Source organism: Thermoactinomyces sp. CICC 23799 (genome assembly GCF_016055145.1).
In the GTDB taxonomy this organism is placed as follows: domain Bacteria; phylum Bacillota; class Bacilli; order Thermoactinomycetales; family Thermoactinomycetaceae; genus Thermoactinomyces; species Thermoactinomyces intermedius.
The window spans coordinates 1-26,186 of the sequence record NZ_JAECVV010000012.1; the positions used below are offsets into that span (position 1 = coordinate 1).

29 protein-coding genes are annotated in these 26,186 nt (G+C 47.7%); 17 read left to right on the forward strand and 12 right to left on the reverse strand.

All coding sequences use genetic code 11. The features are described 5' to 3' along the window. Nucleotides 1-213: 213 nt before the first annotated feature. Entirely contained in the window at nucleotides 214-1,692 is a 1,479-nt protein-coding gene (locus I8U21_RS13920; protein WP_198054134.1) for an MDR family MFS transporter, read from the reverse strand. A gap of 121 nt (nucleotides 1,693-1,813) precedes the next feature. On the opposite strand from I8U21_RS13920, the gene I8U21_RS13925 reads away from it, so the two are divergent. The 3 genes from I8U21_RS13925 (at nucleotide 1,814) to I8U21_RS13935 (ending at nucleotide 4,212) form a co-directional block, all read left to right on the forward strand. Continuing rightward, nucleotides 1,814-2,155, forward strand: coding sequence for a DUF2614 family zinc ribbon-containing protein (locus I8U21_RS13925; protein WP_181732784.1), 342 nt, complete (start codon nucleotides 1,814-1,816; stop codon nucleotides 2,153-2,155). Then, nucleotides 2,152-2,610 carry a thiol-disulfide oxidoreductase DCC family protein gene (locus tag I8U21_RS13930; RefSeq protein WP_309544831.1) on the forward strand — a complete coding sequence of 153 codons (459 nt, stop codon included), beginning with the start codon at nucleotides 2,152-2,154 and terminating at the stop codon, nucleotides 2,608-2,610. The genes I8U21_RS13925 and I8U21_RS13930 overlap by 4 nt, the downstream gene beginning before the upstream one ends. 165 nt (nucleotides 2,611-2,775) lie before the next feature. Further along, entirely contained in the window at nucleotides 2,776-4,212 is a 1,437-nt protein-coding gene (locus tag I8U21_RS13935) for an AMP-binding protein (RefSeq protein ID WP_181732785.1), read from the forward strand. A 31-nt stretch (nucleotides 4,213-4,243) separates the two neighbouring features. Here I8U21_RS13935 and I8U21_RS13940 read toward each other — a convergent pair whose 3' ends face one another. Next, on the reverse strand, nucleotides 4,244-4,681 hold the full coding sequence (locus I8U21_RS13940; RefSeq protein ID WP_181732786.1) for a Fur family transcriptional regulator: 438 nt from the start codon (nucleotides 4,679-4,681) through the stop codon (nucleotides 4,244-4,246). A gap of 230 nt (nucleotides 4,682-4,911) precedes the next feature. Here I8U21_RS13940 and I8U21_RS13945 point away from each other — a divergent pair, with 230 nt between their 5' ends. Continuing rightward, entirely contained in the window at nucleotides 4,912-5,283 is a 372-nt protein-coding gene (locus tag I8U21_RS13945; protein WP_198054135.1) for a DUF4383 domain-containing protein, read from the forward strand. Between the two features lie 63 nt (nucleotides 5,284-5,346). Here I8U21_RS13945 and nth read toward each other — a convergent pair whose 3' ends face one another. The 3 genes from nth to bcp all read right to left on the reverse strand — a co-directional run bounded on the left by nth (nucleotide 5,347) and on the right by bcp (nucleotide 7,356). Continuing rightward, a complete protein-coding gene (gene nth / locus I8U21_RS13950) occupies nucleotides 5,347-6,009 on the reverse strand; it encodes an endonuclease III (RefSeq protein WP_181732788.1) in 663 nt (220 codons plus the stop codon). 19 nt (nucleotides 6,010-6,028) lie between these two features. Then, nucleotides 6,029-6,799: a class I SAM-dependent methyltransferase gene (locus I8U21_RS13955; RefSeq protein WP_181732789.1), complete on the reverse strand. Its 771-nt coding sequence runs from the start codon at nucleotides 6,797-6,799 to the stop codon at nucleotides 6,029-6,031. A gap of 92 nt (nucleotides 6,800-6,891) precedes the next feature. Continuing rightward, nucleotides 6,892-7,356 (reverse strand): thioredoxin-dependent thiol peroxidase, encoded by a 465-nt coding sequence (gene bcp, locus I8U21_RS13960; RefSeq protein WP_309544832.1) that lies wholly within the window; start codon nucleotides 7,354-7,356, stop codon nucleotides 6,892-6,894. Nucleotides 7,357-7,543: 187 nt separating this feature from the next. On the opposite strand from bcp, the gene I8U21_RS13965 reads away from it, so the two are divergent. From I8U21_RS13965 to manA, 4 genes are all read left to right on the forward strand, one after another. Beyond that, nucleotides 7,544-9,433 carry a BglG family transcription antiterminator gene (locus I8U21_RS13965; protein WP_198054136.1) on the forward strand — a complete coding sequence of 630 codons (1,890 nt, stop codon included), beginning with the start codon at nucleotides 7,544-7,546 and terminating at the stop codon, nucleotides 9,431-9,433. An 18-nt stretch (nucleotides 9,434-9,451) separates the two neighbouring features. After that, nucleotides 9,452-10,894, forward strand: coding sequence for a fructose-specific PTS transporter subunit EIIC (locus tag I8U21_RS13970; RefSeq protein WP_198054137.1), 1,443 nt, complete (start codon nucleotides 9,452-9,454; stop codon nucleotides 10,892-10,894). Between the two features lie 19 nt (nucleotides 10,895-10,913). Next, the gene (locus I8U21_RS15395) at nucleotides 10,914-11,369 is read left to right on the forward strand and encodes a fructose PTS transporter subunit IIA (protein WP_181732792.1); all 456 of its coding nucleotides are present in this window, start codon (nucleotides 10,914-10,916) and stop codon (nucleotides 11,367-11,369) included. A gap of 66 nt (nucleotides 11,370-11,435) precedes the next feature. Next, entirely contained in the window at nucleotides 11,436-12,395 is a 960-nt protein-coding gene (gene manA / locus I8U21_RS13980; protein WP_198054138.1) for a mannose-6-phosphate isomerase, class I, read from the forward strand. 120 nt (nucleotides 12,396-12,515) lie between these two features. Here the strand turns inward: manA and I8U21_RS13985 are convergent, their stop codons facing one another. Genes I8U21_RS13985 through I8U21_RS13995 form a run of 3 tightly spaced genes read right to left on the reverse strand, consistent with a single transcriptional unit; the run spans nucleotide 12,516 to nucleotide 13,334 of the window. Next, nucleotides 12,516-12,776, reverse strand: a complete 261-nt coding sequence (locus I8U21_RS13985; protein ID WP_181732849.1) for a hypothetical protein — start codon at nucleotides 12,774-12,776, stop codon at nucleotides 12,516-12,518. Beyond that, nucleotides 12,700-12,906 (reverse strand): spore germination protein, encoded by a 207-nt coding sequence (locus I8U21_RS13990; protein WP_082240704.1) that lies wholly within the window; start codon nucleotides 12,904-12,906, stop codon nucleotides 12,700-12,702. Before I8U21_RS13990 ends, I8U21_RS13985 begins: the two co-directional genes overlap by 77 nt. Nucleotides 12,907-12,926: 20 nt before the next feature. After that, nucleotides 12,927-13,334: an Hsp20/alpha crystallin family protein gene (locus I8U21_RS13995; protein ID WP_181732794.1), complete on the reverse strand. Its 408-nt coding sequence runs from the start codon at nucleotides 13,332-13,334 to the stop codon at nucleotides 12,927-12,929. Nucleotides 13,335-13,480: 146 nt separating this feature from the next. Here I8U21_RS13995 and gerPC point away from each other — a divergent pair, with 146 nt between their 5' ends. The 6 genes from gerPC (at nucleotide 13,481) to I8U21_RS14025 (ending at nucleotide 18,794) form a co-directional block, all read left to right on the forward strand. Further along, entirely contained in the window at nucleotides 13,481-13,798 is a 318-nt protein-coding gene (gerPC, locus tag I8U21_RS14000) for a spore germination protein GerPC (protein ID WP_232337685.1), read from the forward strand. Nucleotides 13,799-13,857: 59 nt separating this feature from the next. Next, nucleotides 13,858-14,220, forward strand: a complete 363-nt coding sequence (locus tag I8U21_RS14005) for a fluoride efflux transporter FluC (protein ID WP_198054140.1) — start codon at nucleotides 13,858-13,860, stop codon at nucleotides 14,218-14,220. Further along, entirely contained in the window at nucleotides 14,217-14,588 is a 372-nt protein-coding gene (gene crcB / locus I8U21_RS14010; RefSeq protein ID WP_232334028.1) for a fluoride efflux transporter CrcB, read from the forward strand. The genes I8U21_RS14005 and crcB overlap by 4 nt, the downstream gene beginning before the upstream one ends. Before the next feature lie 240 nt (nucleotides 14,589-14,828). Beyond that, nucleotides 14,829-16,421: an alpha-glucoside-specific PTS transporter subunit IIBC gene (locus tag I8U21_RS14015; protein ID WP_198054141.1), complete on the forward strand. Its 1,593-nt coding sequence runs from the start codon at nucleotides 14,829-14,831 to the stop codon at nucleotides 16,419-16,421. A gap of 147 nt (nucleotides 16,422-16,568) precedes the next feature. Beyond that, nucleotides 16,569-17,915 (forward strand): 6-phospho-alpha-glucosidase, encoded by a 1,347-nt coding sequence (locus I8U21_RS14020; RefSeq protein ID WP_198054142.1) that lies wholly within the window; start codon nucleotides 16,569-16,571, stop codon nucleotides 17,913-17,915. 111 nt (nucleotides 17,916-18,026) lie between these two features. Beyond that, on the forward strand, nucleotides 18,027-18,794 hold the full coding sequence (locus I8U21_RS14025) for a MurR/RpiR family transcriptional regulator (RefSeq protein WP_181732800.1): 768 nt from the start codon (nucleotides 18,027-18,029) through the stop codon (nucleotides 18,792-18,794). 59 nt (nucleotides 18,795-18,853) lie between these two features. Here the strand turns inward: I8U21_RS14025 and I8U21_RS14030 are convergent, their stop codons facing one another. The 3 genes from I8U21_RS14030 to I8U21_RS14040 all read right to left on the reverse strand — a co-directional run bounded on the left by I8U21_RS14030 (nucleotide 18,854) and on the right by I8U21_RS14040 (nucleotide 22,159). Further along, nucleotides 18,854-19,606 carry a sporulation protein gene (locus tag I8U21_RS14030; protein ID WP_198054143.1) on the reverse strand — a complete coding sequence of 251 codons (753 nt, stop codon included), beginning with the start codon at nucleotides 19,604-19,606 and terminating at the stop codon, nucleotides 18,854-18,856. Between the two features lie 43 nt (nucleotides 19,607-19,649). Next, entirely contained in the window at nucleotides 19,650-20,393 is a 744-nt protein-coding gene (locus I8U21_RS14035) for a sporulation protein (protein ID WP_181732802.1), read from the reverse strand. A gap of 80 nt (nucleotides 20,394-20,473) precedes the next feature. Beyond that, nucleotides 20,474-22,159: a hypothetical protein gene (locus I8U21_RS14040; RefSeq protein ID WP_198054144.1), complete on the reverse strand. Its 1,686-nt coding sequence runs from the start codon at nucleotides 22,157-22,159 to the stop codon at nucleotides 20,474-20,476. A 252-nt stretch (nucleotides 22,160-22,411) separates the two neighbouring features. Between I8U21_RS14040 and I8U21_RS14045 the strand changes: the two genes are divergently transcribed. Both I8U21_RS14045 and I8U21_RS14050 read left to right on the forward strand, forming a co-directional pair. Further along, nucleotides 22,412-23,704 (forward strand): glutamate-1-semialdehyde 2,1-aminomutase, encoded by a 1,293-nt coding sequence (locus I8U21_RS14045; protein ID WP_269747562.1) that lies wholly within the window; start codon nucleotides 22,412-22,414, stop codon nucleotides 23,702-23,704. 19 nt (nucleotides 23,705-23,723) lie between these two features. Then, the gene (locus I8U21_RS14050) at nucleotides 23,724-24,122 is read left to right on the forward strand and encodes a globin domain-containing protein (protein WP_181732805.1); all 399 of its coding nucleotides are present in this window, start codon (nucleotides 23,724-23,726) and stop codon (nucleotides 24,120-24,122) included. A gap of 35 nt (nucleotides 24,123-24,157) precedes the next feature. On the opposite strand, the gene I8U21_RS14055 is transcribed toward I8U21_RS14050, so the two are convergent. Then, entirely contained in the window at nucleotides 24,158-24,502 is a 345-nt protein-coding gene (locus tag I8U21_RS14055) for a hypothetical protein (RefSeq protein ID WP_181732806.1), read from the reverse strand. 401 nt (nucleotides 24,503-24,903) lie between these two features. On the opposite strand from I8U21_RS14055, the gene I8U21_RS14060 reads away from it, so the two are divergent. Beyond that, nucleotides 24,904-25,956 carry an alpha/beta fold hydrolase gene (locus tag I8U21_RS14060; protein ID WP_181732807.1) on the forward strand — a complete coding sequence of 351 codons (1,053 nt, stop codon included), beginning with the start codon at nucleotides 24,904-24,906 and terminating at the stop codon, nucleotides 25,954-25,956. The last annotated feature ends 230 nt before the right edge of the window (nucleotides 25,957-26,186 follow it).

Consider the following 26,186-nt stretch of genomic DNA (forward strand, 5'->3'; position numbering starts at 1 on the left):
GATCAAACTCTCCAAAAAAGTTTGATGTGTACTCTCAAGAATTAACGAGTCATGTCTTCACTCTTCAGTTTTCAAGGAACACTTCATTTCGTTTTGTTTTGCCGCTCTCTCGCGGCGACAAATATGATATTATCATCTTCCCCAACACAAGTCAACACCTTTTTTTAAAAATTTTATTCCTGATTAACAGAAGAAGGAGGCCGTCGCCTCCTCCTATGCCTGATCGCTCACCGTCCTTGCTTGAACATCCGGCTTTCTGGCCGGCAAAGCAAGCGTCAATCCCAGATTGATCACCGCAATTCCAATTAAAATTAAAAAAATATGGTGCATGCCCAGTGCCAAGGTTTCGCGCAACCCCGACAAAAGCCCTTCCGGGACCGCGGACAAACGGTGTGCATCCAGCAGGCGGTTGATTTCTGAAGCCGGGATCTGCATTTTTTGATTTTGCAATGACAGGTTAAACAGCGCTCCAAACACCGTGACCCCCACTGTTTGTCCAAGGGAGCGCAAAAAAGTGTTGGAGGCGGTGGCCGTTGCCCGCAGGTTCCATTTTACAGAGGATTGGACAATCACCGTGCAAACGGTCATCACAAAGCCGAAGCCGAATCCGTTTGCCAACATGACAACCGGCAAGATCCAACCCGGGGTGTGAATATCAATGTTGCCCAAAGCCAGACATCCCGCCAATATAAACATCATGCCGAAAAACGCGGTCAGGCGCGGGCCCGTTTTCAACATCAACCGCCCGCCGACAAACGCCCCCGACATCCAGGCAAGCGACATGGGCAACAACACCATTCCCGATCCGGCGGCTCCGTAACCGATCACCCCTTGCACCCATAAAGGCGTATATACATTTAAAGCAATCAAAATCGAACTGGCCAAAAAGGAAATAACATTCGCCACCAGAATGGACGGGATTTGAAACAAGCGGAGCGGAAGCATCGGTTCGCGAGCCTTGGTTTCAATCCAAAAAAACAGGATGAAACCGACGACCCCCAAAGCCGCAAGCCCCTGCAAATAAGGTGTGTTCCAAGAGACTTCCGTTCCTCCGACCGAGAGCACAAACAACAAAGAAGTGACGGCAATGAAAAAAGTAAAAGCGCCCGGATAATCCACTTCCGGCTTTTCCTTGATTTCCCCTTCTTCCTTTAAAAACAGCATCACCATCAACATGGCAAGCAATCCGAAAGGCAAATTGATGTAAAAAATCCACCGCCAGGAAATATAATCAACCAAAAAGCCGCCGATCAAAGGGCCGACCAACCCGGCCAATCCCCAAACCGAACTGAATAAGCCTTGCACTCGGGCCCGCTGCTCGTACGGGTAAAGGTCCCCGATAATGGTAAACGTGGTCGGGTTCAGTGCACCGGCCCCGATACCCTGCACCGCCCTAAACCAGATCAACCCGGTCATGGAGCCGGCGATCCCCGACAGCATGGAACCGATCAAAAACACAATTCCCCCGAACATAAAAATCCGTTTGCGCCCGAACAGATCTGCGAGCTTCCCGAAGATCGGGATGGTCACCGTGGATGCCAGCAAATAGGCGGCAAACACCCAGCTGATATATTGAAGTCCCCCCAAATCGCTGGCAATCCGTGGGATCGCCGTACTGACAACCGTCACTTCAATCGCTGACAAAAACGTGGCAATCAACATGGCCACGGTCACTTTTTTTCTGTCTGACATATCCGTCACCCTCACATTTCATGCAATCATTGTTCCGCCGGTCCCATCAACCGCTGTTCCATTGTACTAAAAATCGGTTCATGATAAAATCGAGCTGATTTCAACTTGAAGGAGGAGCATCATGCTGCTGTCCGGGAAACTGAATAAAATCCGCACTTTTGCCATGCTCTTGATCTTTGCCGGAGTCGGGGTCATGTACCTGGGTTTCTTCTTTCAAAGCTTGATGGTTTTGTTTTTTGTCCTCGGTATGATTTTCGTTTTGGCCAGTGTGGGGATCTACTTTTGGGTCGGCATTCTTTCCACACACTCGGTGCAGGTCGTTTGCCCTTCCTGCAACAAACCGACCAAAATTTTGGGCAAAAAAGACGAATGCATGCACTGTAAAGCCATCTTGTCCCTCGATCCGAAAGATGCTCCGGTGGAAGCACTTTCCGGATCCCCCGACGGGAGCATGGAAAAGTGAACCATAAAAACCTTCTTCCGTCCTCCCTGAGGCATCACGGGATCATTTTGTTTGACGGGGACTGCTCCCTCTGTAACGGATGGGTGCGGTGGATCATCCAACGGGATTCCCAAGGTTATTTTCGGTTTGCCTCCTTGAAATCCGAAGAAAGCGAATGGCTTTCCCAACGCTTTGGAGTCCCTTTTTCTACGCTTGACTCGGTCATTCTCATTGAACAAGGGCGTTATTTCACCCGGTCCACGGCGGTTCTCCGCATATTGCAGAGATTGACCCGTTTTTCAGTCTTCACCAGACTGTTTTTCCTCATTCCACGCCCCTTGCGCGATGCGGTCTACCGGTTCGCGGCAAAAAACCGCCACCGCTGGAACCGGAGAAAGCAAACTTGTCCGGTCCCCACCCCGGAACAACAAAAAAGGTGGTTGAAACACCTTTTAAAAAAAGAAGATTCTTTCTGAACCGCCATATTTTATGCCCATCCCAACCAATGACCGGTTGGTTTTTTTTCTTTTTTCTTACAAAAAAAGGATTCTCCCGAGTTTTCTCGAACAACTATGCGTGAAGTCCTCCGATGATATGCATCCGATCCGGACTATGTATGGAAAGAAAAGGAGGCAAAACGCGTGAAATCACACAATCTTCTGGAAATGCTGTCGCGAACCGTCAAACGGTTTCCGGAACGAACGGCACTCTCTTGGGAAGAAAATGATGAGTTACATAAATTGAGTTATCAACGCCTTTGGAACATGATCCGGGATTTTGCATTCGGTTTGGAGAAAATCGGAATCCGACCCGGCGCAAAGATTGCCGTCATTGCAGAAAATCACCCCCGCTGGGTGATCAGTGAATTTGCCGTTTTAAGCCTGGGAGCCACAAGCGTGCCGATTCACCCCAACCGGCATCCTGATCAGATCCGCAAGATTTTGAGACACGCCGATGTGACAGGGATCATTACGGATCGGTATGAATTGCTGGAAAAGGTAAAAGGTGCATCCGACCTGCTGCAACATTCCATCTTGTTAAACGGAAAAGCCGATGGATCTCTCGGGGCTTTGCAATTTGAAACCATCATCCAGATCGGCCAGTCGATTGCAAACGAAGAGCAGGAATGGGCCTATCCCTCCATCCAGCCTTTGGATGTCGCGGTCATTTATTACCCGAATGACAAGACGAAAACCGAAAAAGGGGTTCTGCTTTCACACGGGAATATTCTGAACAATCTCCAGAGCTTTCTGTACGTGATTCCTTATACAAAACACGACCGTCTGCTGTCGGTGTTAAACCTGTCCCATCCTTTTGAGCGGATTGCCGGCTACCTGGCCCCGCTGGCGACAGGGGCGGAGATCACTTACATTGCCAGGGATGCCAACTGGGTGAAAGCCAGCAAACGGATCAAACCGACGCTGTTCTCTTTGTCGCCGGTTTTGGTGCATACCATCTATGAGTATTTGAATAAACAAATCCAATCGTCCCCGGCCAAAAAATTTTTATTTCAACACGCCCTTCGTCAAGCAGAGAAAATATACGGATTGAAAAGAAAAGGATACAACTGGTCTGTCCCATCCTCTTTGCAACTGCATCAATCCCTGTCGCAAACCCTCTTGTTTGCGCCCCTTCAAAAGCAATTGGGCGGACGGGTCCGGTTTATTCTCTCCGGAGGGGCACCCTTGAATGAAAAAGTCCATCGCTTTTTTTGGTGCATCAATCTGCCGGTGGTGGAATCGTATTACCTGACCGAATGCGCTTCGGTCATTTCCGCAACCAACCTGTCCTGCCCGCAACCGAAAACGGCGGGGAAACCGCTTCCGGGAATCGAACTCCGCATTCAAGCCGACGGGGAGTTGATGATTAAAATCCCGCAAGTCATCTCGGGCTATTACAAGATCCCCTTATCAGACACCAACGTATATACCAACGGCTGGATCAGCACCGGGGATCACGCGGAAATGGATGCCGACGGCACGTTGCACAACCTTCGCCGCAAGGTGGAACTGGACCCCCAAAAAGCCGTTCTGCCGACTGCCGTCCACAAAGAGCCAATGGCCGGTTTCAGCCCCTAAAAAACCCTGCTTCCATACGGGGCAGGGTTTTTTACTGTTTCGATTTCACTTGGCAATCCGGACAAATTCCGTATATTTCCAAGCGGTGGGTATGAACCTGATAGTTCGTGATTTCCGCCGCTTTTTTTTCAATCTCAAGCAGAGGCATGTGGTCAAAATCCGTGATTTTCCCGCATTTCCGGCAAATCACATGATAATGATCCACCATATTGGCATCAAAACGGCTGGAAGAATCTCCGTACGTCAATTCACGAACCAAGCCGGCATCTTTAAACAACCGCAAATTATTATAAACCGTGGCAACACTCATATTGGGAAAAGTGCCTTCCAATGACTTGTAAATCTCATCAGCTGTTGGATGTCCCATGGTTGAATAAAGGTAATTGAGAATCGCATGCCGTTGCGGCGTCATGCGCACACCATTCTCTTTCAGGGTTTCAACAGCCTTTTCTAGTCGGCTGTTACTCATCTATTTCCACCTCTCTAATATGTTCGCAGCAAAAAAGGAACGATTCTAATTTAATAATATATATAATTAGTCTACTTCTTGTTTTGCCTTCTTGTCAATGCGGTTTCAGCGCCCCGCACTTTCCCTTGCATCCCCCGCCGGTTCACATTCTCCCCCCCAAACGGGCATGTTCCGGAAAAAAAGATCATATATATCCATCAAAAAACAAAAAAAGAAAGTGAGTGAATTCCATGTTGAAATTGTGGTCGCAAATTTACGGAGGAGTTCTCACACTGATCGGGATTGCCGGTTTCTTCCTGTCATCCAATGAGTCCCTCCAATTGACGCTCACGCACAATCTCATTCACTTGGTGAGCGGTCTGATCTATTTGGGGGCGAGCCTGAAAGAAAATTGGAACCGGCTTGCCATGAGAGTCTTTGGTATCCTTTATGGTTTGCTGGCCGTTTACGGTTTATTCAGCAACCAGCTCTTCGGCCTTGTAAACATCACTCTTACCACCGAAATCTTTAATTTCATCGTCGCTTGTGGAGCTCTTTACCTGGGCTTTGTCCACGAGCGGATCAGCCAAAAACAAGAAAAAAAGGAACAAGCAAACACTTGAACCTTTCACCAAAGGCATGATGCCCGGCCGGTGGCAATTCATGCCTGTTTTTTTATATCAGGGTCATTTCTTTTCCGAAATATCCCCGCGGTTTTTTCCATACCAGCAATAAGGAAGCAAATCACAGAGATCACATTTCGGATTCCGGGCCGTGCAACAACGACGACCGTGCCAGATCAGGCGGTGATGGGTATCACTCCACAGGTTGCGGGGAATTTTCCGCGTTAATTGGCGCTCGGTTTCAAGCGGGGTCTTGCTGTCTGCCAAAGCCAAGCGATTGGCCACCCGGTGCACATGAGTGTCCACAGCCAAGGCCGGGACCCCAAAAGCATTGGAAAGCACCACATTGGCCGTTTTGCGGCCAACCCCCGGCAAAGCTTCCAGCTTCTCTCTCTGTTGCGGGACTTCCCCTTCATATTCTTCAACCAAAATCCTGCAAGTTTGCAGGATATTTTTGCTTTTATTCCGGAACAGCCCGATCCCGCGAATGTGTTCAGCCAACTCTTCCTCGGTCAATGTTAAAAAATCTTGCGGGGTCGGAAACTTGGCAAACAGGGGTTTGGTGATTTTATTCACTTGTTTGTCCGTGGATTGTGCAGACAAAATCGTGGCAATCAAAAGTTCGAACGGATTCTTGAAATGAAGTTCACAATGAGCGTCCGGATACATCTGCTCCAAAAGCTCCAGAATCTTCCCTGTTTGGACTCGTTTGGGTTTCGGTTTCAAAACACTCCCTCTTTCTTGTCTATTTGCGTTTGACTGCTTCGATGATCAATTCCCGGCTCCGGTTGTCAAAAGGCTGATAACGAAAGTTCCCGTACCGACGGATCACTTTAAATCCGCAGAAAGTGAGCAAATGATTCAGTTCCGATGGATAAATGTACCTTAAGCGAAAGGTGGTCCGGATCCGCTCCTTGAGCCGGCCGGACGGGCTGTAGTGTTCAAAATAGCGAATGACATGAGCCAGCTGGGAAAAATGATCAAATTCGGTAAAGTCATAAAGCTCAACCGTTTCTTCCGTCCCCGGGACAGGAAACGTTCCTCTGTAGGCATACTGATTGTCCATTTCATATAAATGTTTAATGAACGGGACAAAAACATTAAAGGCCAAAACCCCGTCATCCGTCAAATGCTGCCGAATGCATTTCAACGTATTGACCTGATCCCGCACCGTCAACAGATGCAAAAAAGACCGGTAAGGAATGATGATCAGGGGAAACTTCCGGTCCAGACGGAAGTCCGCCATATTGCCGTGAACCCACTCGATGTTCCCGTCCAAATTCATCTCTTTGGCCTTTTTTTCGGCCCTTTTTAACATCGGTTCGCTCAAATCCAATCCGACGACAGGGATGCCTTCCCTCGCAATCGCAAGGGTGCACCGGCCGGTTCCGCAGCCCAATTCCAAAACCGGACCACCCTGTTGTTTGGCCAGTTCCGTGTAATAAGTGATGTCATGATCCAGCCCCGTTGAGGTCCAGTCATAATAGTCCGGCAAATCATATGTATAAAAATCCATGTTCCACCTCCGTCCGTAAAACGGCAAAAATCAGTGAAACCATTTGACAGGAGCAGTCCGAAGGGTTTCGCCGGGAAACCCTTCTTCCCGTCCTACTGTAAGTTTTCTTTGACAAACTGCAGAACTTCCTGCACATGATCCGCAACTTTCACTTTCCGGTAAGCTTTGGCAATCTTCCCATCTTTATCGATCACAAATGTGGAACGTTCAATCCCCTTGTACTTTCTTCCAAACATGTTTTTATCTTTGATCACTCCGTATTTTTCACAAACCTCTCCCTCCGGGTCACTCAGCAAAAGGAAAGGCAGATTCTGCTTTTCAATGAACTTTTGGTGGGAAGCAATGGAATCTTTGCTGATTCCCAAAATCACGGTGTTGAGGTCCGAAAATTCCTGATAGGCATCCCGAAAGTCGCAAGCTTCTCTGGTACAGCCCGGTGTCTGATCCTTGGGGTAAAAAAACAGAACCACATTTTTGCCTTTGAAATCAGATAAAGACACGGTTTCCCCGTTTGTGGCTTCAAGCGTAAAGTCAATGGCTTGATCTCCTTCTTTGATCAAAGGAATCCACCTCCTGAATGCTTCCGAAAACGGTAAACATATTTTAACACTTCTCAAAAGGAGATGAAACGTTCAGCCCTTACCATAAGGTTGCGGAAATGATTTTATCATACCCAAACAAGATTACATTTATAATAAAAATATAACTTGTATCGCTTCACAACGATCACGGTGGTGACCACGGATGATCAAGCGAAGAAAACAGCTTTTGCTGCAATTGCTCCGAGAAAAGAAACCGGTTACAACCAAAGAACTGGCCCGGGAGCTGAAGGTCTCTGAAAAAACCATCCGCAATGACTTGAAACAACTGGATGGCTGGCTGTCATCCCGGTCCGACGCCGAGATTTGCCGCCGGCCGGGGGTCGGGATCTTCCTATATGCCAGCGAAAAAGAGAAAGAAAAACTGGAACATCTGGCTGTCCGTTCCGCCCGTTTTCCAACCGGAACGGAACCGGCGGTTAGAAGAAATGAAATGTTGTTGGACCTCTTTTTCAGCAAGAAGTCTCCCACCCCCGCGGAATGGGCCCGGCGATTTTATGTCAGCAAAGCAACCATTCATCACGATCTGGCTGAAATCAGCAAACATTTGCAATCCTTTCAACTCCGTCTGGTCCGAATCTCCCCTTCCCGTTTTAGCATCCGGGGGGAGGAGAAAAAATGCCGGGAATTGTTGGCCCGTGTAATAAGCAAGTTTCCTCTCTCCCGGGACCGGCGTTTTCAACAGGAAACCTTGATTGTTTCCGATATGATCCGCCGCTTTGAAGAAGCCATGGGGTATTCCTTTTCAGACGAATCATTGTCCCGCCTGATCATTCATCTTGTCATTGCAATCAAGCGTTGCAAAGCAGGCCATGTGGTCCGTTTGGACGACCGGGAGCATTCTTCATTGAAAAAAAGGAAAGAGTACGTTTGGATCGGGCAATATGCTGCCGAACTCGGGCAAAAATTGGCCTTTCAGCTGCCGGAACATGAAATCGCATACATCACGCTGTATTTGCTGAGCGCCAATATCCATTACCGCTCCCCGTTTTACAACACGGTTTCTCCATTGGACCGGGAAGCCGTCACCTGGGCCCGGCAGCTGATCAAAAAAATGGAAGCCATCACCCATTTCCCGTTCACCCGGGATGAAGAACTGTTCACGGGTTTGGCAATCCATTTTCACACCGCCGTGATCCGGCTGAAACATCAATTGCATTCACCCAATCCCATGCTGCAGGAAATCAAACGGCTCTATCGTTATACATTTGAAACCTTGGTTTTTGCCTGCACTTGGTTGAAAGAAAAAATGGACATGCCTTTTTCCTTCCCGGAAGATGAGATTGGTTATCTCACCCTTCATTTTCAAGCGTCTTTGGAACGGCGGAAAAATCAATCCCGCCCGGTTAAAATCCTTTTGGTTTGTACCACGGGCATGGGGACATCCCAATTGCTCGCCGCCAAAATCACACGTACTTTTCCCGAGTTGCAGTTGGCAGCCACCCTGCCGGAATCCAAACTGGATCAGGGCATCGCCGCTTGCCGTCCGGATCTGTTGGTCAGTACCGTTCCCTTGGAACATCCAACCGTTCCGTCCATTTGCATCTCCCCGTTATTTTCGGAACAAGACCGGGAAAAGCTTGCGGATTTTATCAAAAGGAAGAGGCTTCCCTTTGACGGGAAAGAAGCTTTTCCGGTGATCAAATCATGGCTTGGATCTTCGCTTGTGTTCCGGGATCTGAAAGCCTCCGGCAAAGAAGAAGTCATCCAACAGCTGGGGCAACAATTGGTGCGGCAGGGGTATGTCGAACCCGGCTATGTTTCCAGCGCCATCCGGCGTGAAGCGTTAGCCGGTACCTATATTGGCGGGGGCATCGCCACACCGCACGGGTTGATGGATCAAATCGTGAAATCGGCGGTTGCTGTCGCCCATTTGCCGACTCCGGTTTCATGGGATGGAAACCCGGTATCTTTTGTGATCATCCCGGCGATCAAATGGACGGACAAAGAAATGGCCGAGCACTTTTACAAAGAGCTGGTCGAACTGACCGACCATCCGGCGGATTTATATGAATTGATCATGAAATCCGGATGAAAAAGGGGGTTTCTTGCGATGAAATTGCTTGCCGTCACCGCTTGTCCGACGGGCATTGCCCATACATATATCGCAGCTGAAAAATTAAAACAAGCGGCGGCCGAAAAAGGAATTGACATCAAAGTGGAAACCAGGGGATCAATCGGGGTTGAAAATGCATTGACCCAAGCAGAGATTGAGGCCGCCGACGGGATTATCATCGCGGCCGACAAAGATGTCGAACCAGGAAGATTTCACGGAAAGCGGGTTTTGATGGTTTCCGTTCAGGATGCCATCCACAAAACGGATGAACTTTTCCAACGCTTTCTGGACGGAGAGGTTCCCGTCTACGAAAGCAAGGCACAAAAACAACCGGAAAAGGCGGATGATTCCGAAAACCAAACCACCAAAAGCGGGGCCGCCGCGAGCGAATCCAAAATTAAAAAGTACGTTTACCGCGATTTGATGAACGGCGTTTCTTACATGATTCCGTTTGTCGTGATAGGGGGATTGTTGATCGCTCTTTCCCTCGGATTGGGAGGGGTTCCCACACCGGACGGGTTTGTGATCCCTGAATATTCGATTTGGAAAAAGGTCAATGAAGTCGGTACGACCGGTTTTATGTTCATGGTCCCCATATTGGCCGGTTTCATTGCCATGAGTATTGCAGACAGACCCGGACTTGCACCCGGAATGATCGGCGGTTACATCGCGGCCAACGGCCATTTTTACAACAGTGAAGCCGGAGCCGGTTTTATCGGGGGGATTCTTGCCGGATTTTTGGCCGGTTACATCGCCAAAGGGATCAAACAACTGCCGGTTCCCAAAATACTTCAGCCCATTATGCCGATTCTGGTGATCCCGCTTTTTACTTCTTTACTCGTTGCACTGATTTTTATTTATGTCGTCGGAACTCCGATCTCCATGTTGATGGAAAGCCTGACTCATTTCTTAAGCGAAATGGAAGGAACCAGCAAATTGATTCTGGGGTTGATCTTGGGAGCCATGGTGGCCTTTGACATGGGAGGGGCCGTCAACAAAGTCGCCTTTTTGTTCGGCGCCGCCATGATCGGCGAAGGAAACCCGTATATCATGGGCTCGCTGGCCGCAGGCATTTGCACCCCTCCGCTCGGAATGGGGTTGGCCACGTTGATCAATCAGAAGAAGTATGAGCCGGAAGAACTGGATGCCGGAAAAGCCGCCATCGCCATGGGATTGGTGGGGATTACCGAAGGAGCCATTCCTTTTGCCTCGCGTGATCCTTTACGGGTGATTCCATGCATCATGGCCGGATCCATGGTGGCTTCCGCCATCGCGATGCTCGGACAAGTCAGTGACAATGTCCCGCACGGCGGCCCGGTCATGATTCTCTTTCAAGCCATCGGCAACGTTCCCGTCTTTTTGCTGGCGATCCTTTGCGGAACGCTCGTCACCGCCTTCAGCGTAAACTTTTTGAAAAAACCGGTCCAAAACGATTCGTGAGAAAAGGAGGAATCTTTTAGTGGACATCCGCGATTTGATCAAACCCGAACACATCAACCTGAACCTTCAAGGTGCGACCAAAGATGAAGTGATCCGTGAAATGGTGCATTTGCTCGACGAAAACGGTGTCCTCCTGGACCGTCAAGCTTTCTACCACGAAATCATCCAACGGGAAAAACAACATCACACCGGAATCGGTTTTGGCATCGCCATCCCGCACGGAAAATCATCCGCGGTCCGGACGCCTTCCATTGCGTGCGGGAAAACAGCTTCCGGCATGAACTGGGATGAGGAAGGCAACGAACCGGTGCAATGGATTTTTATGATTGCCGTTCCGGAAAACCAGGCAGGCAACGAACACTTAAAAATCCTGCAAATGCTGGCTGCGCGTTTCATCGATTCCGCATTCCGCGAACAGCTTGCAAACTCCCGGAGCGCGGCCGAAGTTTTTCAACTGCTGACCCAACCAAACTGATTTTTCTTCCGGGAAACGGCCGGTTTCCCGGAAAACCCCGATTTTGTGTTGAAAGGAGCATCACCGATGTCTTTGGAACCCCTGTTTTTAAAACCCGTCTTTCAGGAACGCCTTTGGGGCGGCCGCCGTTTGCAAGAACAATTTCATTATCCGGTCCCTTTTGAAAAAACCGGGGAATGCTGGGCCATTTCCGCCCATCCTCATGGCCGGTGCCTTGTAAAAAACGGACCTTATCAAGGCAAAAACCTTCAGGAACTGTGGGAAAATCACCAAGAGCTTTTTGGGGACCGCAAGGAAAAAACGTTTCCTTTATTGACCAAATTGATCGATGCTTCTTCCGATCTGTCGGTGCAAGTGCATCCGGATGAAACCTATGCCCGCGTCCATGAAGACGAAGAACACGGGAAAACCGAGTGTTGGTACATCCTCGATTGCGAGCCGGGAGCCGAAATCATCCTGGGGCATCAAGCCAAGAGCAAAGATGAATTACAAACCATGATCAGGGAAAACCGGTGGGAAGATCTTTTGCAGCGCATTCCGGTCAAACCGGGCGATTTTTTCTATATCCCCAGCGGAACCGTCCATGCTTTGGGGGCCGGCATTCTTGTTTTGGAAACCCAACAAAGTTCTGATGTCACCTATCGGCTTTATGATTACGACCGGGTGGACCCAAACGGGCAAAAGCGGGAACTGCATCTTGACAAAGCCTTGGATGTCATCCGGGTTCCTCACCGTCCGGAACCGGTTGTGCCGCAAATCATCCAACAAAAAAATGCTGTGTTTACCACCTTTCTTAAGTGCCCGTGGTTTACGGTGGAAAAATGGGAAATCGACGGAACAGTTCGGATCCCGACCATTGAAAATTTCCTTCTGGTGAGTGTCATCGGCGGTCGGGGACAAATCCGAATCAACCGGCAAACCGCCTCCTTTCAAAAAGGAGACCATTTCATCCTGCCCTTTTTGACAGGAGAATTCCAATTATCCGGAAAATTCACGCTGATGGTGTCCCAACCCCCTTCTGCCTGAGGAAAAATGGACCGGTTCCCTCTTGCTTGTCCGACCGGGATTCGTCCGGTGGTTCCAGCCCCCCGAAAGAATGCTTTTCATCCCGACGGCCCGTAAACGGGACAAATGCCAAACCGTGTTTCAAGCAGACATGGTGGTCGGAGGTGTCGGCTCCGGTGTGGGCGTTTCTACCTGTTGCGGAGCTTCTTCCCCTCCACCCTTTTTTGAAATGATATTTAACGTTGTTCCCACGTTAAACGATCCGGCATCTCCCACCGTATAAATCCGAATGGATTGAATACACACTTTCAACAAGAAAACCACCTCAATCGTTTTGATCAAATTGATCGGGATCAAAATATACATTCCGCTCAAAATCCAAATTCTTGGGAAAATCGCCAATCGGTGAAGATCCTCCCAACGATTTGGTCAAACTGTCATTCCCCACATTGATCGTGTTTCCAAAATTGACTGAACCTGAGTTACTTATATTGTTGATTTTGATGTTCAGAATGTTATTGATGGTCCCCACGCTTTCCCCTCCTCATGGTGTCATATTTGCAGGGATCGGTTTTGCCTTGGCTTCTTCGGAAAACGGATTTCCAAAACCCCCCGGCGGTATCTGGCATGCGTATATCTTTTGGATACCGATGCCTGTAAAGGAATCACCTTTTGAAACATGCCTTTTTTTCTTTCCGAGAAGATGGTTTGATACCCCTCATACGGAGACGGATAATCCCCTTTAATAATCAAATTGTTTCCTTCTAATTTCAAATCTAAAGCACGAACGTTTTCCAGTCCGGGCAAATTGACCACCACAATCACTTCATTTTCCCCGTGATAAACATCGGCTGCCGGTTCATCTTGACGGGCCGCCGTTTGCATGTCTTCAAAAAAGTCCTCCCCCAAAAATTGACGGGCCAGCTCATGCCAGGGCATTTTACGGAAAGTATTTTTCAACCATCATCTCTCCTTTTGCCGGTACATTGGTATGATGCCCATATTTTATTCGATGCGGGCCCGTCTTGTCACAAGGAGGGCATGAATCCATAGACCCTCATCATATAATGGAACCAGGATAAAAAGAATCCGGGGGAATGGTTTGCATGTACCAGCATCCTCTTGATTGGATGGATCAACGGCTAAAATATTTGGAACAAGAAATCCGGCGCCTGCAACAAGAAAACCGCCAACTGAAAGAGGCCATAGAACAACTGAAACCCGTGCACATCGAAAAAATCGAATATAAAATCCACGAATTGCATGTCGAAACGTTAAGCGGGACTTTAAATATCGGACTGACCGCCAACGGGGAAGATGTCGGGGTGGGGGAAATCATTGAAAAAATGGTAGACAACCACTCTTCCCAAATCGTGGTGGAAGACGAAGAAGATAAACAAGAATCGGCGGAATCTTCTTCGTAATGTTGCCGGCCGTTAAAATTTGATCTAATCTTAAACCAAAAAGACAAGGAGCTGCCGGTATGAGAATGATCATTGCCGTCGGGATCGGCGGTGCCGTCGGAACCTTGCTCCGCTTTGGAGTGGCGCAGGATTTCAATGACCCCGTTTTTCCGTTCGGAACCCTGATGGCCAATTGGACAGGCTGTCTCGGGTTGGCCTGGTTGAATGAACAAAGAAAAATCTCCTTTTCTCCGGTTTGGCAAAAAGGATTGGGAACCGGACTTTTGGGGGCATACACCACTTTCTCGACGCTATGCGTGGAAGCCCATCTCTTGCCTCCGCTTTTATCCCTTTTTTATATCGTCGCCACCACCACGGGCGGCCTGCTTTTTGCCCGCTTGGGGGTTTGGCTGGCCCAAAGGGGGAAAGCCGGTTGGAAATGATGTGGATTGCATTGGGAGGGGGAATCGGAGCCATGTGCCGCTGGCTGGTCACGGAGGTGTTTCCCGCCCGGGACGGGAAATTTCCGCTTGGAACCTTTCTTGTCAATATGACCGGCTGTTTGATCATGGGGCTTTATTTGGGATGGATTCATGACCGGTTGCCGGTCGCCTGGATGATGGCAAACCGGCCGTTTGCAACGGGTTTTCTCGGCGGTTACACCACCTTTTCCACTTTTTCTTATGAAGCTGAAAGGCTCCGGCAACAAAGGCGAAAGGGAAAATTTTGGGCTTATCTTCTCTCCAGCCTTTTCTTCGGTTTGTTTTTGGTTTGGGCCGGTTTTCACCTTTCCTCCGGCATGATTTCGTAAAAAATTCCATGGCACAGGCATAAGCCGGCCATGGAATTTTTTATGGGAAAGTTTTTATGCAGTGTGAAAATGTTCAAAAAAAGTGATTCTGTTTCAAGATGAACAAAAACAATTGTTGGAACATGAATTATAAGATATTTTATTTGTAAGCGTTAACAAATTATTCATAGTTCAATTATAAGTTAACAAAAATCCCAAAAAAACATGTTACAAAAAATTATACAACAAGGAGTGATTTCCGTGCTGCAAAAGTTCCAGCGCTTTGGGGCAGCCATGTTTGTACCCGTTCTGTTATTTCCCTTTGCAGGGATCGTTGTCGGGCTGACCACCCTGCTGAAAAATCAGGATATTATGAATTCTCTCGCACACCCCGACAGCTTTTGGTACAAATTTTGGACCGTGATCGAAGCAGGCGGTTGGGCGGTATTCAAACAAATGCCTTTGCTGTTTGCGGTCGGCATCCCGATCGGCCTGGCCAAAAAGGCCCAAGCCAGAGCCGTTTTGGCTTCTTTGATCTCATATCTGACCTTTAACTATTTTATCAATGCCATTTTAACCATTTGGGGGCCCCAATTTGGTGTTGATTTTGAACAAGAAGCGGGCGGAGTGAGCGGACTGACGGAAATTGCCGGCATTAAAACGTTAGACACCAGTATCATTGGAGCCATCCTGATTTCTGCCATCGTCGTTTATCTTCATAACCGTTATTTCGATAAAAAGTTGCCTGATTTTTTGGGGATTTTCCAAGGGACCTCCTATATCGTCATCCTCAGCTTTTTTGTCATGCTGCCTCTGGCACTCCTCACTTCCTGGGGTTGGCCGGTCATTCAAAAAGGCATCGCTTCCATGCAAGGGTTTCTTGCTTCATCCGGGGCATTGGGCGTTTGGTTATACACATTCCTTGAGCGAATTTTGATCCCGACCGGGTTGCATCACTTTATCTACGGTCCTTTCATCTTCGGTCCGGCCGTGGTGGACGGCGGAATCGTCAAATATTGGGTGGAACATTTGAATGAATTTACCAATAATTCGCAATCATTAAAAGAAATGTTCCCGGAAGGCGGTTTTGCTTTACACGGGCTTTCAAAAATATTCGGAATTCCGGGTATTGCACTGGCCATGTATGTCACGGCCAAATCCTCCAAGAAAAAAATCATCTCCGGAATGTTGATCGCGGCGACACTCACCTCCGTGATCGCAGGAATCACAGAACCGATCGAATTCACCTTTTTGTTCGTGGCGCCGGTTCTCTTTCTGATTCATGCCCTCCTGGCGGCCACCATGTCCACCATCATGTACTCCCTCGGGGTTTCCGGAAATATGGGGGGTGGATTGCTGGAAGTGGCCATCCAAAACTGGATTCCGCTGTTTAAATACCACAGCACCACTTATTTGACGCAAATCGTAGTCGGCTTGATCTTTACGGCCATCTATTTCTTCCTGTTCCGCTATTTGATTTTAAAACTGGATGTGAAAACGCCGGGCCGTGAAGATGACGAAGAACAGGAAACCAAGCTGTACACCAAAAAAGATTTCCAAGAAAAACAAGCGGCCAAGCAAAAGAAAAATGATTACGCAGAAAAAGCCGCCCGGTTTTTGGAAGCATTGGGCGGGCCGGACAACATCGCGGAAGTGACCAACTGCGCCACCAGATTGCGCGTCACCGTTCATGATGAAACCAAAACGGCACCAGAGAAGCAATTTCTCTCCGCCGGGGCCCACGGGATCGTTAAAAACGGAAAAGCCATCCAAGTTATCGTCGGTTTGTCTTCACCGCAGATCCGGGAACAGTTTGAAAACCTGCTGGATCATCCAAACCGGGAGAATGCATAAAATGGTGGCGGGAAAATTTCCAGGCTCCTGTGAAAAATAACAAGATATGTGATTATGAACAGCATCCGCCCGATCTATTGTTCTCTCGTCACCAGGTTGTTATAACTGAGTTGTAAGCGGTCACGAAAATAAGGAGGAATCAGCAAAATGAAAAAATTCTCCATTGTCATCGCCGGAGGAGGCAGCACCTTTACACCGGGAATTGTCCTGATGCTTCTTGAAAATTTGAATCAATTTCCGATCCGGAAAATAAAACTTTACGATAATGACGCTGCCCGCCAGTCGACGATTGCCGAAGCCTGCAAAATCATCCTGAATGAAAAAGCGCCGGAAATCGAGTTTTTGGCCACCACCGATCCGGAAGAAGCATTCACCGACGTCGACTTCGTCATGGCACACATTCGGGTCGGGAAATATGCCATGCGGGAACTGGACGAAAAAATCCCGTTGAAACACGGCGTGTTTGGTCAAGAAACATGCGGACCCGGAGGAATCGCCTACGGCATGCGCTCCATCGGGGGGGTCTTGGAATTGATCGACTACATGGAAAAATACGCTCCCGACGCATGGATGTTAAACTACTCCAATCCGGCCGCCATTGTCGCCGAGGCCACCCGGCGCCTGAGACCCGATTCCAAAGTGCTCAACATCTGCGACATGCCCATCGGCATTGAAAACCGCATGGCTCAAATTCTGGGACTCAAAAGCCGCAAGGAAATGAAGGTCCGTTATTACGGATTGAATCATTTCGGCTGGTGGACGGATATCCGTGACCAAAACGGGAATGATTTGATGCCCAAATTGAAAGAGCATGTCCGGAAACACGGCTACACTGTTCCCAAAGATGATGCCGATGCAAGCTGGAGCGACACCTTTTTAAAAGCCCGCGATGTCTATGCACTGGATCCTGACACCCTGCCGAATACGTATTTGAAATATTATTTTTACCCGGATTATGTGTATGAACATTCCAACCCGGAATACACGCGTGCTAATGAAGTCATGGACGGCCGTGAAAAATTCGTGTTCGGTGAATGTCAAAAAATCATTGAAAACCAATCGACCGAAGGTACCAAACTGCATGTTGACGAACACGCATCCTATATTGTGGACCTGGCACGCGCCATCGCATACAACACACAAGAGAGGATGTTGTTGATTGTCGAAAACCAAGGAGCCATCTCCAATTTCGACCCGACCGCCATGGTGGAAATTCCCTGTATCGTGGGAAGCAACGGGCCCGAACGCATCGCCATCGGAGAAATCCCGCAATTCCAAAAAGGACTGATGGAACAGCAAGTTTCCGTGGAAAAACTCGTGGTCGAAGCCTGGATCACCCGCTCTTATCAAAAATTGTGGCAAGCCCTCACCTTGTCCAAAACCGTTCCCAGCGCCAAGGTGGCCAAAGCCATCCTGGATGACTTGATCGAGGCCAACAAAGATTATTGGCCAAAACTGCACAAAGAGGATGTCGTCGTACGTGAAGATTTATAAATAAAAGATCCATACACCTTACGGACGGAAAGTGCAAAGAGCTTGTGCCTCTTTGCACTTTTTGTTTTAATTTTTATAAAGGAATTCTCTTTGTGCAGGGAGGAGAATCATTTGACATTAGAAGAACTTATCAATGAACATTACAACAAGCTCAATGAAACCGATTTACACATTTTGAGATACATCATGAATCACAAAGACACGTGTTATCAGTTGGGGATTAATCATCTGGCCGACCGGTGCAATGTTTCCCGATCTTCCATCTTGCGTCTGGCGCAAAAACTCGGGTTCACCGGTTACAGTGAATTTCGCATTTTTTTGAAATGGCAGCACCAGGAAAAACCGGTAAAAGATAAGAGCAGCATCGAAATCTTGGAAGAAGATTTCCGTGAGACCATGAAATATATACAGACCAAGGATTTTTCGGACATTTGCAGATTAATCGATGAAGCACAGAAATTGTTCGTTTTTGGCACGGGAAATGCCCAGCGGAATTGTGCATTGGAATTGCATCGGATGTTTCTGCCTCTTCAAAAGTATATGAATGTGATTCCCTCTCACTCTGAATTTGAAATCGTTGTCAAGGATATGACAAAAAACGACTTGGTCTTTATTTTTTCTTTATCCGGAGACACCCCGTCCATCTTTCCCGCCGTACAAACTTTGGTGGCCAAAGGCGTTCCTTTTGTTTCCGTCACGAATCTGGTCAACAACCGTCTGGCCAAAATGACTCCGTATCATTTGTATGCCAGAAGCTCGACCGTTTCCATCCATAACGGGATTCACCTGGATACCTTTGCTTCCTTCTTCATGATCGTGGAAGCGATATTCAGCCATTATGTGGATTTCATCAATCAGAAAAAAGAAAAAACCAACTGAAAAAGGCATTCCACTTCATGGTGGAACGCCTTATCCACAGGGATCCGGGGATTTGCCCGTTAAATATACTGCTCCACGATTTCGGTGAATCTTTTCTCAAACGGGTTCTTTTTAGCTTCCAGCTCTTTTCTTGTCACCGTAAATCTCATCAGCCGTTCATCCAAATTCAGCGCTTCTTCCATCGAACTCATCAAGTCAATGGCTTTGCGGTCCAAAGTCATGATGACATCCAACGAATCATGATTGGGATAAAAAACCATGCTGATATCATCAAAATACTCTTCATACTTGCCCGTCGGCGTCATGCGGTATTCCTGCACAAAAGGATGGCGGGAATAAAATTTATCAAACGCATAATCGACACTGGTCAACCGAAATCCGACATTTTCCACCGCATGCAGCACTTTGTCCACCAACGGATGGGGGAGAACTTCGATGCCGTCGGTATCTTTCGGATCGATCGCCATTTTGATGTCCAGTCCGGTTTTTAAATAGATGGGGCACCCCCCGGTTGAAATCGGGGCATCCAACGGCATTTCAATTTCAAACGGAATCACTTTGCTCTCCCTTTCCCCGATTTCAAATGTGTCCGTGATCCGAAACTGGCTGATAACATGCTTTTGATCTTTTCCTTCATGATGATACCGGACAATCAAGTATAAATAGATTTCATCAATTCGCTGTTCCGTTTGCCCGCCTTGAATAAATATTTCCCCTTTAATCATCTCTCCTTGGCGGTACGTTGATTTTTCAAGCCGGGTATCCACCTTGGCGGCTCCGACACCCAAGCCGGCTAACACTTTGTTAAACATGCTTTCTCACTCCAATCCCAAATAAGCATCCGTCCTTTTTCCCTTAATGCATTTTGCGGTTTAACATTTCATCAATTTTTTCAAGCGGATCTTGCATCACCCGCTCGTTATTGATCATGAGGGTTCCTTTCGGATCATGGTATTCCCAGGAAAATTGACTGTTTAAGACCCGGTCGGAACGGATCAGCTCGATATCCATCCGGATCGACATATCCGTCACTTGGAAGAATACGTTCAATTCATCCACATATCCGTGATAACGGCCGGTCGGGCGGAACTGAAACATCTGGAAAAAAGGATAAGGTTTCTGTTGTGGATCATATTCGTTATGTATCCGATACAAAATGAAATCAGCATCTTCAATTTTTTTCAAGATTTTTTGCACCAAATTTGCGGGCAAAACTTCGATTTTATCCAGATCGGTGGGATCCAGGCTCATTTTTATGTCCAATCCCGTCTTCAGATAAACAGGAAAGCTTCCCGTCGACATGGGCGTTTCCATGGGAAGTTTAATTTGAAACGGAATCTTTTTGATCTCGTCTTTTTGAATGATCATGGAATGGGACAAAGGATATTGTTGCATGAGATGGGAAGCTTTCCTCCCGTTTTTGGACACCGTCACCAGCAGGTTCATGTAAATGCCATCGATTTGCTGTTCGGCTTGTCCCCCCCGAATTTTGATTTCTCCCTTAATGACATCCCCCGGCCGGAATGGTTCGTCCTCGATCTGCGCATCCACGGTGGTTCCGCCAATACCCAAACAGGCCAATGATTTATAAAGAACCATATTTTCAATCCTTTCCAGCTTCAAAATAAAAACCGTTTAAGAAGGAGAGAACAGGAAACCCGCTCTCTCTCTTGTCCATCTTATTTGGGATACATTTGGTTCATATATTCCTCGAACTGTTTCACCAATTCATCGTGATCTTTGTTCTCCTTGGCCAGTTTCTCCTTCCGCAAGCGTTCGCGGTCGTCTTGCTGCGATTGGGTGTTTTCTTTCGGTTGCCCGCTTTCATTTTTCGCTTTGTTTTCTTTTTCCAAATCCAACAAGCTGGCACGCGGTTTGGTGTCAGGGGTGATCAAGTAGTGCCTGGATGTTTGCTCCAACTCTTCGCGATGCCGTTCCAAGCGTTTTTTGGTCTGGCTTTCCAAAAGATCCCGTTGTTGCTGCAACAACTCCTCTTGGCGTCTTTTAAATTCTTCCTCTTGTTTTTGTAGCAATGACTTCGCCATTTCTTCAAATTCTTTTTGCAGCTTCTCCCGCAATTCTTCTTCTTTTTTCTCCAAATCTTTTTGCTTCTGTTCCCACTTGATCCGTTCTTCTTCCACTTTGGCCAATTCTTGTTGCAGCCGCTCTTCTTGTTCCAATGCGATGCGTTCCTGCTCGAGCCGCTCTTGTTTCAAGCGCTCTTCTTCCAGGCGGGCTTTTTCTTCTTCTTCTTTCCGCTTTTGTTCTTCAAGCATGCGTTCTCTTTCCGCAATCTCCCGTTCCCAGTTCTCCCGTTGTTCCGGCTCTTCAATTTGTTGTTTAAACTCTTCTTTCTGCTTTTGCAACAGCTCTTGTTCCCGTTTTTCAAATTCCAGCCGCTGCCGCTCCAGCAACTCTTGCTGGCGCTTTTCCAATTCTTTGCGCTGTTTTTCCAAGGCTTCTTTTTGTCTTTTTTCAAATTCGGCTTTCAAACTTGCGATATAATCTTCTTCCGGTAACTTCTGTTTTGTTTCAGTCGCTTCGGAGGTGACTTTTGCCGCCTCCGCCTTTTTGGGTTCTGCCGGTTCCCGGGTTTCAGACGCGGAAGAAACCGGGGTTGCGGAGGGCTGACGTTTCGCGGGAGATTTTCCGGATTTGGGGTCCTTCTTTTTCTCCCCGCCGCTGCCAAACAAACGGTCCAACAGACCCACTTTTTCATATTGCTTGATATGGGACAAGACCGAATCAGGCGAGTCGTTTTGCAAGCTCCGTTGAATCAACCGCATCATCTTTTTCGATGCCTTGAAATCATTCGGCAATTTTTGAATCGGCTTATCCACGGGCTCGCCGGATAAAAGGGAATAAAAAAAGGTTCCCCAATCAAGTATGTTTTTTTGTGCCGTGATGGTTTCCGTACCGCAAAATAACACCTTCAGCTCCTCATCATCTTCTGTCACCCCGATATTTCCGGGATCCAAAAGCAAATACATCCGCATCGGATGCGCTCTCAAATCTTTTTCCAACAGAAGCAGCTGTTTTCCCCATTCAACCAATTTCGCCTCTTCCACTTCTTGATTGGCAAAAACCTCCCGCAAAGGAAGGATGGGGACATAAGGGCGGACAAATACGATTGAACGGTCTTCGGCATACACATCTTCATAAGGAATCACCAACGGATGTTCAAAGGAGCGGTAGTGCGCAATCGCACGGGAGATCGGCGCTTGTTTTTCCAAACGGGATGACTGCAGGTAGTAGCGTTGCGAACCTTTCCGGGCAACTGCCAGTTCACCGTCAAAAAACCGGACGACATATTCGATTTGGTATAAATCTCTATAACGCTCACCGACTTGAAATCTGAATGACAAGATACTTCGCCTCCATCTTCCGTTCCCAAAATATATATAAACTCCGAAAAATCGGCATATATACCCAATTTCAGCATATCACAGGATGATTCACAGAGACAATCCTCCCTAGGCATTTTCTGTGCATCACGTTACAATTGAAAAAGGGACTTGTTTCGTCAGTAGAAAAATATGATGCATGGTTCCTGCACATGACGTTGTTTTCTCAAATCGTCATGAAATGTCACAATGGAGACGAAATGGGGGATATTCTTGAATATACAGCAATCGGAAAAACTTTATCAGGAAGCATTGGATGTCATTGTCGGCGGTGTCAACAGCCCGTCACGGTCTTTTCGTGCAGTGGGAAACGGCACGCCCATCTTTATGAAAAAAGCACAAGGTGCTTATTTCTGGGATGAAGATGGAAACCGGTATATCGATTATCTCGCGGCCTTCGGCCCGATTATTTTGGGGCATGCCCATCCGGTGGTGACGGCGGCGATTGTTGAACAGGCCACCAACGGGGTGTTATACGGAACACCGACGGAAAAAGAAGTGCGTTTTGCACAAATGTTGCGGGAAGCCATCCCGTCCATGGAACAAATCCGCTTCGTCAACAGCGGAACCGAAGCGGTTATGACAACCATCCGTTTGGCCCGCGCTTACACCAACCGCACCAAAATCCTGAAATTTGCAGGCTGTTACCACGGTCACTCTGACCTGGTTCTGGTGGCTGCCGGCTCAGGTCCTTCCACCCTCGGCACTCCCGACAGCGCCGGTGTGCCCGTCAGCATCGCCAATGAAGTGATCACCATCCCTTACAACAACATCGAAATCCTGGAAGAGACCATGGAAAAATGGGGAGACGAAATTGCCGCCATTTTGGTCGAGCCGTTGGTCGGAAACTTCGGGATCGTCCCGCCCAAACCGAATTTCCTGGAAACCATCAACCAATTGGCCCATCAAGCAGGCGCCTTGGTCATTTACGATGAAGTGATCACCGCGTTCCGCTTTCATTACGGCGGAATCCAGGATTACTATCATGTGGAGCCGGATCTGACCGCCTTGGGCAAAATCATTGGCGGCGGACTTCCCATCGGGGCTTATGGTGGAAAAAGAGAAATCATGGAAAAAGTCTCCCCGATGGGGCCGATGTACCAAGCGGGAACGATGGCCGGAAATCCGCTGTCGATCTCCGCAGGCATGGCATGCATTGCAACCTTGAAGCAACCCAACACCTACGAACGGCTTGAAAAAATGGGCAAAACCTTAAACAATGAGATTTCCCGTTTGGCTGACAAATATGGCTTGAGCATCACAATCAATCAGGTGGGTGGAGCATTGACCGTCTACTTCACCGACCAGGAAGTGACCGACTACGAAGGAGCCCAAGCGGCCGACAGCGAACAATTCGGACAGTTTTTCCGGCTGATGCTGGAAGAAGGGGTTTACCTGGCGCCATCCAAATACGAAGCCTGGTTTTTGACAACCCAGCATTCGGAAGAAGACATCCAATTCACTTTGCGTGCCGTCGAACGGGCTTTCAAAAAAATGAAACCGTAATTGAGGAAAAGGTGATTTGATGGACCGAAACGAACCAGTCACGATCTACGAAAAAATCGGGGGAGCAAAGAAAGTCCGGCAATTGGTCGAAGCTTTTTACCCGCGCGTCATCAAACATCCGCTTTTGAAGCCGATCTTTCCGGAAGACATCCGCCCCGTGATGGAGAAACAATACTTATTCCTCACGCAATTTTTCGGGGGACCCCCGCTTTACAGCGAAAAATACGGCCACCCCATGCTTCGGGCACGCCACATGCCTTTTCCCATCACCCCGGAAAGGGCCGAAGCCTGGCTGGAATGCATGAGCCAGGCATTGGATGAAGTGGAGATCCAAGGAAAAATCAGAGAAGTGATCTGGAGCCGTTTGGTCTTGACGGCCCACCACATGGTGAACCAACCTTCCAACCGGCAACTGTAAACAAAAAAGCTCCGGAAACGGATCCGGGGCTTTTTTTAATCCAACCACTGGCGCCACCATTTTTTCAATACCGACAAAATCTCCTCCCACACACCTTTTTCCGCGGGATCTTTGTCCTTATGGACGTCCGGTCGCTGAACATTATTCGGATTGATGTGTTTTGGATCAAAACCGATCAACTCTTCACAAGCCAATCCATCCCGGTCACTGTCCAAACCATCGATATTCAGATATTTGGACCCGCCTTTTTCTTCGAAATACTTCTGCGACCCGCTCCAGTTCTCAAACGAATGACAGCCCATCTCATTGGCCCAGGTTTCACCGCTTGACAACCAAAAGGAAACCAAAAGAATCCATCCGCATACCACCCATCTTCGCAACCATCTTTCCCCCTTTCCGAAATCTCCGGTCACATCCCGTTCACCTCAACAGTCGCCTCATCCCATTTATACTCTTTAGATAATTTTTTCCAATAACAAAGTTTGCCATCTGTCCGCAAAAATTCATTTTGTTGACAGGCACTCAAACAAGATTTACCCCTTTTAAGCCGCTTGGTAAACATCCCGCAAAACATGAAAAAAGAAGGAATTTGATTAAAATTATTCCGTTTCCGCCCCTTTGCCGTTCGCAAAACTCTCCCGTTTTTTCGTGTGAATTCGGTCTTTTCGTTCTGTAATTTAGATGAAAATCCCGTTTTTTTGAAGGAAACCCCGGAAAAATGCAGAATTATTTTATCCCGACATATTTATCCATTGATTATGATGAAAAGGCAGGGAAACAAATGTTTAAGAGTCAAACCCCCAACAAAACGCCGGAGAATGGAACGGCAACCATTGAAACGATTCAACTGGGAATCGCAAAGCAAACCATTATGATACGGGGCCAAGACACCAGCCATCCGATTCTCTTGTTTTTGCACGGGGGTCCTGGATTTGCGCCAATCGGGTTTATCAGGCATTATCAAGAAGAACTGGAAAAGCACTTTATCGTGGTTCATTGGGATCAACGGGGAGCCGGAAAATCTTTTTCCGCCAAAATGGATCCGAAAACCATCAACCTTGACCAGTTCGTCTCAGATACGCATGAATTGGTTCAAATCCTCTTGGAACGTTTTAAACAGAAAAAAATCTATTTGGCTGCTCACTCTTGGGGCAGTATCATCGGAGCACGCTTTGCCAAAAAATATCCGTCTTTGCTCCACGCCTATATCGGCATCGGCCAAATGACGGATGTGCAAAAAAGCGTACTGCTCTCGTATCAGTTTGTATTGATTCATGCAAGGCAAAACCGGAAATTTCTGGCGATGCGGGCTTTGAAACGCATCGGCTATCCACCATATAAAGATTTGCGCCGTGTGCTGGTACAGCGCAAGTGGCTGACTCGTTTCGGGGGATTGATTCGGAAGGGAAACCTTTTTCAATATTTGTCCAAAGGTTTTTTTTCTTCGGAGTATACCCTTTTGGACTGGATTAAGTGGATCCGGGGCTACCGGACTTCTTTCAAACGGCTCATGCCCCAACTGATGCAAGTCAATCTTTTTGAGGAGATTCACGAACTGAAGGTTCCGGCTTATTTCTGTGTGGGCCGCTATGATTTTTACTCCCCTTTTGAGCTGCAGGAACAATTTTACGAGCAGCTGGATGCCCCCGTGAAAGACATGATTTGGTTTGAAAATTCGGCGCATGCGCCTCATCTTGAAGAATCATCTTCGTTCCTCGTTTTGCTTTTGCGGGTTAAAGAAGAAAGCTTGTTATTCCAACAAAAAAAACTTCAAAATCAATCTCATCCAACGAACGGCAAAAACGCGGAGCCGGCCGTCAAGCACGCGCCCTAAACCGGTTTGGCCCGGATCTCGAATTTCTCATCTTTTACGGTTAACACATCAAAATTTTGCGTTCTTTTCCATCATGGCCGGCTATTGCTTTGTAATCATCTGAAATCTCTTGTGACTCTACAAAAAAAGGCTTTAGATCTCATGGAAAATATGAGAAAATAAGCTTAAGAGAAATTGATTGCTTCAATCAATTCCTCCTTAGCGGAAGTGGGACACCACAAAACCGAATA

Bases quoted from the DNA above. Each gene is read 5' to 3' on its own strand.
- I8U21_RS13920 (WP_198054134.1), bottom strand. From the start codon at position 1,692: ATGTCAGACAGAAAAAAAGTGACCGTGGCCATGTTGATTGCCACGTTT.
- I8U21_RS13925 (WP_181732784.1), top strand. From the start codon at position 1,814: ATGCTGCTGTCCGGGAAACTGAATAAAATCCGCACTTTTGCCATGCTC.
- I8U21_RS13940 (WP_181732786.1), bottom strand. From the start codon at position 4,681: ATGAGTAACAGCCGACTAGAAAAGGCTGTTGAAACCCTGAAAGAGAAT.
- I8U21_RS13945 (WP_198054135.1), top strand. From the start codon at position 4,912: ATGTTGAAATTGTGGTCGCAAATTTACGGAGGAGTTCTCACACTGATC.
- I8U21_RS13955 (WP_181732789.1), bottom strand. From the start codon at position 6,799: ATGGATTTTTATACATATGATTTGCCGGACTATTATGACTGGACCTCA.
- I8U21_RS13965 (WP_198054136.1), top strand. From the start codon at position 7,544: ATGATCAAGCGAAGAAAACAGCTTTTGCTGCAATTGCTCCGAGAAAAG.
- I8U21_RS13970 (WP_198054137.1), top strand. From the start codon at position 9,452: ATGAAATTGCTTGCCGTCACCGCTTGTCCGACGGGCATTGCCCATACA.
- manA (WP_198054138.1), top strand. From the start codon at position 11,436: ATGTCTTTGGAACCCCTGTTTTTAAAACCCGTCTTTCAGGAACGCCTT.
- gerPC (WP_232337685.1), top strand. From the start codon at position 13,481: ATGTACCAGCATCCTCTTGATTGGATGGATCAACGGCTAAAATATTTG.
- I8U21_RS14005 (WP_198054140.1), top strand. From the start codon at position 13,858: ATGAGAATGATCATTGCCGTCGGGATCGGCGGTGCCGTCGGAACCTTG.
- crcB (WP_232334028.1), top strand. From the start codon at position 14,217: ATGATGTGGATTGCATTGGGAGGGGGAATCGGAGCCATGTGCCGCTGG.
- I8U21_RS14020 (WP_198054142.1), top strand. From the start codon at position 16,569: ATGAAAAAATTCTCCATTGTCATCGCCGGAGGAGGCAGCACCTTTACA.
- I8U21_RS14030 (WP_198054143.1), bottom strand. From the start codon at position 19,606: ATGTTTAACAAAGTGTTAGCCGGCTTGGGTGTCGGAGCCGCCAAGGTG.
- I8U21_RS14035 (WP_181732802.1), bottom strand. From the start codon at position 20,393: ATGGTTCTTTATAAATCATTGGCCTGTTTGGGTATTGGCGGAACCACC.
- I8U21_RS14050 (WP_181732805.1), top strand. From the start codon at position 23,724: ATGGACCGAAACGAACCAGTCACGATCTACGAAAAAATCGGGGGAGCA.
- I8U21_RS14060 (WP_181732807.1), top strand. From the start codon at position 24,904: ATGTTTAAGAGTCAAACCCCCAACAAAACGCCGGAGAATGGAACGGCA.